The 6,464-nt window shown below is 64.4% G+C and carries 8 protein-coding genes; 2 read left to right on the top strand and 6 right to left on the bottom strand.

Translation table 11 applies throughout. From position 1 onward, the window contains the following. Positions 1-44: 44 nt before the first annotated feature. From B2W55_RS12700 to B2W55_RS12690, 3 genes are all read right to left on the bottom strand, one after another. A complete protein-coding gene (locus B2W55_RS12700) occupies positions 45-986 on the bottom strand; it encodes an aldo/keto reductase (protein WP_024585139.1) in 942 nt (313 codons plus the stop codon). 256 nt (positions 987-1,242) lie between these two features. Further along, complete coding sequence (locus B2W55_RS12695; RefSeq protein ID WP_024585138.1) at positions 1,243-1,704, bottom strand: GNAT family N-acetyltransferase; 462 nt, start codon at positions 1,702-1,704, stop codon at positions 1,243-1,245. An 89-nt stretch (positions 1,705-1,793) separates the two neighbouring features. Next, positions 1,794-2,609: a PAS-domain containing protein gene (locus B2W55_RS12690; protein WP_024585137.1), complete on the bottom strand. Its 816-nt coding sequence runs from the start codon at positions 2,607-2,609 to the stop codon at positions 1,794-1,796. Between the two features lie 215 nt (positions 2,610-2,824). On the opposite strand from B2W55_RS12690, the gene B2W55_RS12685 reads away from it, so the two are divergent. Beyond that, positions 2,825-3,178 carry a DMT family protein gene (locus B2W55_RS12685; protein ID WP_024585136.1) on the top strand — a complete coding sequence of 118 codons (354 nt, stop codon included), beginning with the start codon at positions 2,825-2,827 and terminating at the stop codon, positions 3,176-3,178. Between the two features lie 79 nt (positions 3,179-3,257). On the opposite strand, the gene B2W55_RS12680 is transcribed toward B2W55_RS12685, so the two are convergent. The 3 genes from B2W55_RS12680 to B2W55_RS12670 all read right to left on the bottom strand — a co-directional run bounded on the left by B2W55_RS12680 (position 3,258) and on the right by B2W55_RS12670 (position 4,471). Beyond that, a complete protein-coding gene (locus tag B2W55_RS12680; protein WP_162487055.1) occupies positions 3,258-3,410 on the bottom strand; it encodes a hypothetical protein in 153 nt (50 codons plus the stop codon). 64 nt (positions 3,411-3,474) lie between these two features. Then, positions 3,475-3,651, bottom strand: a complete 177-nt coding sequence (locus B2W55_RS12675) for a hypothetical protein (RefSeq protein WP_168200264.1) — start codon at positions 3,649-3,651, stop codon at positions 3,475-3,477. A gap of 166 nt (positions 3,652-3,817) precedes the next feature. Beyond that, positions 3,818-4,471, bottom strand: coding sequence for a glutathione S-transferase family protein (locus tag B2W55_RS12670; RefSeq protein WP_024585135.1), 654 nt, complete (start codon positions 4,469-4,471; stop codon positions 3,818-3,820). 626 nt (positions 4,472-5,097) lie between these two features. Between B2W55_RS12670 and B2W55_RS12665 the strand changes: the two genes are divergently transcribed. Next, complete coding sequence (locus B2W55_RS12665) at positions 5,098-6,300, top strand: pyridoxal phosphate-dependent aminotransferase (protein WP_024585134.1); 1,203 nt, start codon at positions 5,098-5,100, stop codon at positions 6,298-6,300. Positions 6,301-6,464 lie beyond the last annotated feature (164 nt).

The raw sequence follows: 6,464 nt of genomic DNA, 5'->3' as shown, positions 1-6,464 counted from the left end.
AGTGTGAATCCACCTCCCGGCGTTCGCCGGGACGACGCCGGTAATTACCCCTTCGTGATCCCGTCGATCTCCGTCATCTCCTCCGCCGTCAGCTTCCAGTTGATCGCTTTCACGTTCTGCTCGACCTGCTCGGGGCGGGTGGCACCGGCGATCACGCTTGCGACTTGCGGGCGGGCGGCGAGCCAGGAGAAGGCGAGTTCGAGCATGGTGTGGCCGCGCGCCTGCGCGAAGGCTTGCAGCTTCTCGACGATGGCCTCGTTGCGTGGCGTCACGTAACGATCCTTCAGCGCCGGCGATTTGGCGAAGCGGGTGTCGGCGGGGGCGGCGGCGCCGCGCTGGTATTTGCCGGTCAACAGGCCGCTTGCGAGCGGGAAGAACGGCAGCAGGCCGAGATTGTAGGCTTGCGCCGCCGGCAGCAGGTCCTTCTCGATGTCGCGCACCACGAGGCTGTATTCGTCCTGGCAGGACACGAAGCGGCTCACATTCATCTGGCGCGCGACATATTCCGCCTCCGCGATGCGCCAGGCCGGGAAGTTGGAGTTGCCGATGTAACGCACCTTGCCCTGGCGGACGAGATCGTCGAGCGCGCGCAGCGTCTCGTCGATCGGCGTCAGCGGGTCGTAATCGTGCTGCTGGTAGAGATCGATGTAGTCGGTCTTCAGCCGCGTCAGGCTCGCTTCGACCGCCGACACGATGTAGCGCCGCGAGGCGCCCTGCTTGGTGCCGTCGGCCGCCATCGGCTTGGCGTATTTGGTGGCGAGCACGACGTCCTTGCGGCGGTCGCCCAGCACGGTGCCGAGCACGGTTTCCGAACCGCCCATGCCGGCATAGATATCGGCGGTGTCGAACAGCGTGATGCCGAGATCGATGGCCTTGTGGATCACCTTGCGCGAGGTTTCGAGATCGGTGCGCTGGCCGAAATTGTTGCAGCCGATGCCGACCGCGGACACGCGCAGGCCGGAGCCGCCGAGATTGCGAATTTCCATGAGACAATCCTGTGGGATAGGCGAGGGGTCGCGCATTGTGACGGTCGCGTCGCGGGCCGGCAAGGTGTCGCCCTACCGCCGATCGTGCATGGCAATGCCGCAAAAAAAGCGGTCCCGGTCAGACGCGGCGACTGACGGGGACCGCTCGGGGCGCGAGATCTGAGACGGGGGGCCTGATCTTACGCAAGCAAAAGCCTAGCCGGGCTTTGTAACGCGCCGGTGACATCTCTGTGCAATCCACAAACCGCGAACACGCTCAGAGAATCTTGCGATAGATGACGAAGCCGGGCTTGTCCGCGACCTTATCGTAAAGCTGCATTGCGGTGTGGTTGGTCTCGTGTGTCTGCCAGTAGACGCGCGGCGATCCCACAAGCCGGGCCTGGGCGTAGACGCCGTTGATCAAGGCGCGGCCGACGCCCTTGCCGCGCGCGGCCTGGCCGGTGAACAGGTCCTGCAAGTAGCAGGTCGGGGCGATCGCCGTGGTCGAGCGGTGAAACAGATAGTGCGTCAACCCGAGCAGTGTGCCGCCGGCGTCGGCGACGAGTGCATGCACCGGCTCATAGGCATCGAAGAAACGCTGCCACGTCATCGCGGTGATCTCGGGCGCGAGCGCGGTCGGTCCGGACCGCCCATAGAAGGCATTGTAGCCGTCCCACAAGGGAAGCCACTGAGCGTAGTCGTCGCGCGTGACGAAGCGGATGGTGACGTCGTCGGCCATGATCGATCCTGCGTTGCGCGATGCGTGCGCATCGCTGCAATCTTCTATCGGGGCGGAGATGCAGGATCAATTGCGAACGAGGGCGCGCCTCACTCGGCGGCGCGCATGAGCCGCGCCAGATGGCGTTCGCGCCCGGCGCGCCGGGCGCGATATTCGCCGGCCCGGGCGGGATCGTCGGTGTGGCGGACCAGGTCGGTCACCGGCGTGTAGCTCAGCATGCGGCCGCCGTCCGGCAGTGCGGTGCAGCTGAAGCGCAGCACCTGGCCGTCGGCGAGATCGAGGTTGATCGGCGTGGAATCGCCTGCGCGCATCATCTCGATGCGCTTGGTGATGAACGCGCTCAGCTCGTCTTCCGGCAGCTCGTACGCGCCGGTGTCGCGGCCATGATACATCAGCGCGACGAAGGGCGGCTTGCTGTCGGCCTGGGCATCCGTCAGCGCGAAATAATCGCGGAAGGCGCGGTTGATGAATTCGGCGCGGGTGTCGGCATCGAGCAGCACGATGCCGATGTCGACCTGGTCGAGCGCAGCGGCGAGCCGCGCCGCGGTGGCGTGATGCTGCTGGTCTGCGGCAAAGGCGTCGATCCATTTTTGTCGCAGCATCCCGGTGATCAAGGCGGTGCCGGCGGTGGTCGCGGCCAGCATCAGCATCCGCGCTACGTCGACGGCGTCGTATCCGGGCAGCGCGCGATGATCGAGGAAGAACAGCGCCGAGGCGGCTACCGCGATCGCCGCCGAGATCAGTCCGGAAGTGATGCCGTTGATCGAACTGGCCAGCGCGACGATGCAGACGAACAGCGGTGCCGGATTGGGCACCGCGACGACCAGGCGATCGATCAGGAAGGCGGCGAGCGCTGTGATCGCCGTCAAGGCCGGACCTGAAATGGCACGCCATTCGAACCGCATGCGCGTTCTCGCTGTCTGTTTGTCAAACGAACGACAGGCCCATAGTTTGACGACAGCGCCGCAACGGCGCCGGCATTTCCGCTCCGACTGTTAAGAGGCGGTTGCCGCGGCCAGGCGAGCTTTCGCAGCCTTCAATTCAAATGATATGCAGATCGGCATTGAACCCGGTTTCGAGCCTGCCGGTTGCCGCCTGCCTTGCCCGCAAGAGGACATCGATGCCCGCCATTTCGCCGTCGCTGCTGCCGATCCTGATGCTGTTTGCCTCGAATGTCTTCATGACCTTTGCCTGGTACGGTCATCTCAAGTTCAAGGATCATCCGCTCCCCATCGTCATCATGGTGAGTTGGGGCATCGCGTTCTTCGAATACTGGTTGGCGGTGCCGGCCAATCGCTGGGGCAGTGCGGTCTACTCGGCGGCGCAGCTCAAGACCATGCAGGAGGTGATCACGCTGGTCGTGTTCGCCGGCTTCTCGGTGCTGTACCTGAAGGAGCCGCTGGGCTGGAATCACGCGCTCGGATTTGCCTTCATCGCCGCCGGCGCGTTCTTCATCTTCCACAAATGGAGCTAGACGTTCCGCACCGTCATGGCCTGGCACAAGGCCGGGCATGACGAGGTTGCGTTGAGCGCAAATGCATTTGCCCGGCGCTCTAGTGCTGCGGAGCCGGTTTGGCGGCAGGCGCCGTTACGTGCGCCGGCCGCGCGCGGTCCTCGCCCTGCGTGCCGGTCACGATCAGCAGCGACGCCGCCAGCAGGATCGCCACCGACAGCGTCACGGTCACAAGTCCGACGGGGGTCTTCATCATGTCGCGCCGCTGTCTCTCCCGCGCCTTGCCGCGGATCAGGTGCCAATCGGGAAGTGCTTGATTACGCCGGGACCGGAATTGCCATGGTGATGTTGCTCGACAGCACCGTCACGGCGACCACCAGGCACAGCGTCAGCGCGCCAAGCGCGAGCGACGCGGCGATCGCGTTGGTCAGCCGGGATGATGCCACTGGGGCAGGGCGGCCATGGAAGCCTACCGTGCCGGACCACCGTCTCATGGTCTAAATCCCTCAGGTCGCGAGCGAATCACTCGCGACATCCGAGCAAATCTGCCCATCGTCACAGGCAACATTGCGGCGGCCGGCCTGCCCGAAAATGGCTAAAATACGGCTGTGGCGGGCTTTTTGCCCGCTATTTGGGCAGTTTCCCCGCTATTCCCGCTTTTCAGACGCCGGCCACCAGGCAAGCCGGAGGCTCGGCCTCGGTTCCGGGCCGCCAATCCATCGAGACGAATCCGGGGGTCTGCTCGACCCGCTTCAACCAGGCGCGGATCGACGGAAAGGTCGCCAGGTCGAAGTCGCAGCGGTCGGCGACGTGGGTGTAGCCATAGAGCGCGATGTCGGCGACGGTGAATTGCTCGGCGGCGAAGAACGAGTGTCCCTTGAGGTGATTTTCCATCACCTGGAGCGCCGCGTAGCCGCGCTCCATCCAGTCCTCCAGCGCGTGGGTCTGCAAGTCGCGCCCGCCCTTGACCAGCGACAGCCAGAAATAGGCGGCGCCGATGTTCGGCTCCAGCGCGTGCTGTTCGAAGAACATCCATTGCAGCGCCTCGGCGCGCTCGATCCGCGATTCCGGCGCCAGCGGCGTTCCGATCGCGACATACCAGAGGATGGCGTTGGACTCGGCGAGGTGGCGGCCTTCGGCGACCTCGAGCAGCGGCACCTGGCCGCTCGGATTCTTGGCCAGGAAGTCCGGGGTACGGCTCTCGCCGCGCAGGATGTCGATCTCGATCGCCTCGTATGGCGTGTTCAGCACGGCGAGCGCCAGCCGGACCTTGTAGCTGTTGCCGGAGCGCTGCATCGAATAGAGCTTGTACATTGCGTTGGGGTTCACTCGGTGCGTCGGGGTTCACTCGGTCAGGGAGACGGTACGCTCAAAAGTTGCGCGGCCTGTCACACCGCAACGCCGCTAAACAATGATGCCGACACCGGTGCGTCGCAAGCCCCGGAACATGGAAAAAGTCGAAACGTCTACCGCACTGCACGCGTGCAGAACGATTCCATCAACACGGCAGAACAACTCGGATCACGCCCGCGCGACGTCGTGCAAGGTGCCGGTCGGTGCCTCGCTCGTGCCTCGGCCGCCGTGCCAATTCACGAAACTTAACGCGCGATGCGACAGCCACTCGCCGCGCCGGACGGGGCCTCTGCCTGCACTGTCGGACAGCCGCCGCACTGCACATTGTCCTCGGAGCAATCCGCGCCAACGCACTTGCCTGGAGGCTGTTTCGGCAGGCTTGGCGCGCACGCGATCGAGCTTGCCGGATATGAGCTATTTGGCGCCGGAACTTGTGGAATATTGCGCATCCCGCGAGTCCTGCGCGAAAGATTTCCTGCATTGGCGCCAAGCTTCTTGCGATGCAGCGGCGACAGGCCTAGGGTGCCGCGATCCCATTCAAATCAAGTCGTGGCCCAATCGCTCACGACGTTTGCCAGGAGATGATAATGGCCTTCCTGTCCGCTGCGCTCGACCGTGTGAAGCCGTCCGCAACGATCGCGGTCACGGACAAAGCACGCGCGCTGAAAGCCGCGGGCCGCAACGTCATCGGCCTCGGCGCCGGCGAGCCTGACTTCGACACGCCCGCCAACATCAAGCTGGCGGCGATCCACGCGATCGAAGCCGGCAAGACCAAGTACACCGATGTCGGCGGCATTCCGGAGCTCAAGGAAGCCATCATCAACAAGTTCTCGCGCGAGAACGGCCTGAGCTACAAGCCGAACCAGATCATCGTCGGTACCGGTGGCAAGCAGGTGCTCTACAATGCGCTGATGGCGACCATCAATCCGGGCGACGAGGTGATCATCCCCGCGCCGTACTGGGTCAGCTATCCCGAGATGGTTGCGCTCGCCGGCGGCGAGTCGGTGCCGGTGGTCTGCCCGGCCTCGACCGGTTTCAAGCTGCGCCCGCAAGATCTCGAGAAGGCGATCACGCCGAAGACCAAATGGGTGATCCTGTGCTCGCCGTCGAACCCGACCGGCTCGGCCTATACCAGGAGCGAGCTCAAGGCGATCACCGACGTGCTGGTCAAGCATCCGCATGTCTGGGTGATGACCGACGACATGTACGAGCACCTGGTCTATGACGACTTCGTCTTCACCACCGCGGCGCAGGTCGAGCCCAGCCTCTACGAGCGCACGCTGACCGTGAACGGCGTGTCGAAGGCCTATTGCATGACCGGCTGGCGCATCGGCTACGCCGGCGGCCCGGCGCCGCTGATCAAGGCGATGGCGACGATCCAGTCGCAGTCGACCTCGAACCCGTCGTCGATCGCGCAGTGGGCCTCGGTCGAGGCGCTCAACGGTCCGCAGGACTTCATCGCCGCGAACAACAAGGTGTTCAAGGAGCGCCGCGACCTCGTGGTCTCCATGCTCAACCAGGCGAGCGGCATCGAGTGCCCGCGGCCGGAAGGCGCGTTTTACGTCTATCCGTCCTGCGCCGGCACGATCGGCAAGACCGCGCCGTCGGGCAAGGTGATCGACAACGACGAGGCGTTCGTCACCGAGCTGCTCGAGAGCGAGGGCGTCGCCGTGGTGCAGGGCTCGGCATTCGGGCTTGGACCCGCGTTCCGCATCTCCTACGCCACCAAGACGTCGGACCTCGAGGATGCCTGCAAGCGCATCCAGCGCTTCTGCGGCAATCTGAGGTAATCCGGTTTCGAACCAGAAAACCTCGAACCTGGAGACGCTCCCGCACCAGATGCGGGAGCGTTTCTGTTTGTGTACGTGGATCGCCCAGCGGTAAAAACGCAGAGTCAAATCACAACCTGCTCATCTCACGGCCTGTGTGCGCGAACATCAATGCCACACGCGGG

Origin of the sequence: Bradyrhizobium sp. UBA2491 (genome assembly GCF_002341725.1) — a bacterium.
Classification (GTDB): domain Bacteria; phylum Pseudomonadota; class Alphaproteobacteria; order Rhizobiales; family Xanthobacteraceae; genus Bradyrhizobium.
The sequence above is the reverse complement of the archived record's forward strand: the minus strand, read 5'-3'. Positions and strand labels throughout refer to the sequence as shown.

What these genes read in the sequence shown, in the direction of transcription:
- B2W55_RS12665 (WP_024585134.1), top strand. Translation starts at nt 5,098, where the DNA reads ATGGCCTTCCTGTCCGCTGCGCTCGACCGTGTGAAGCCGTCCGCAACG.
- B2W55_RS12695 (WP_024585138.1), bottom strand. Translation starts at nt 1,704, where the DNA reads ATGGCCGACGACGTCACCATCCGCTTCGTCACGCGCGACGACTACGCT.
- B2W55_RS12690 (WP_024585137.1), bottom strand. Translation starts at nt 2,609, where the DNA reads ATGCGGTTCGAATGGCGTGCCATTTCAGGTCCGGCCTTGACGGCGATC.
- B2W55_RS12685 (WP_024585136.1), top strand. Translation starts at nt 2,825, where the DNA reads ATGCCCGCCATTTCGCCGTCGCTGCTGCCGATCCTGATGCTGTTTGCC.
- B2W55_RS12675 (WP_168200264.1), bottom strand. Translation starts at nt 3,651, where the DNA reads ATGAGACGGTGGTCCGGCACGGTAGGCTTCCATGGCCGCCCTGCCCCA.
- B2W55_RS12670 (WP_024585135.1), bottom strand. Translation starts at nt 4,471, where the DNA reads ATGTACAAGCTCTATTCGATGCAGCGCTCCGGCAACAGCTACAAGGTC.
- B2W55_RS12680 (WP_162487055.1), bottom strand. Translation starts at nt 3,410, where the DNA reads ATGAAGACCCCCGTCGGACTTGTGACCGTGACGCTGTCGGTGGCGATC.
- B2W55_RS12700 (WP_024585139.1), bottom strand. Translation starts at nt 986, where the DNA reads ATGGAAATTCGCAATCTCGGCGGCTCCGGCCTGCGCGTGTCCGCGGTC.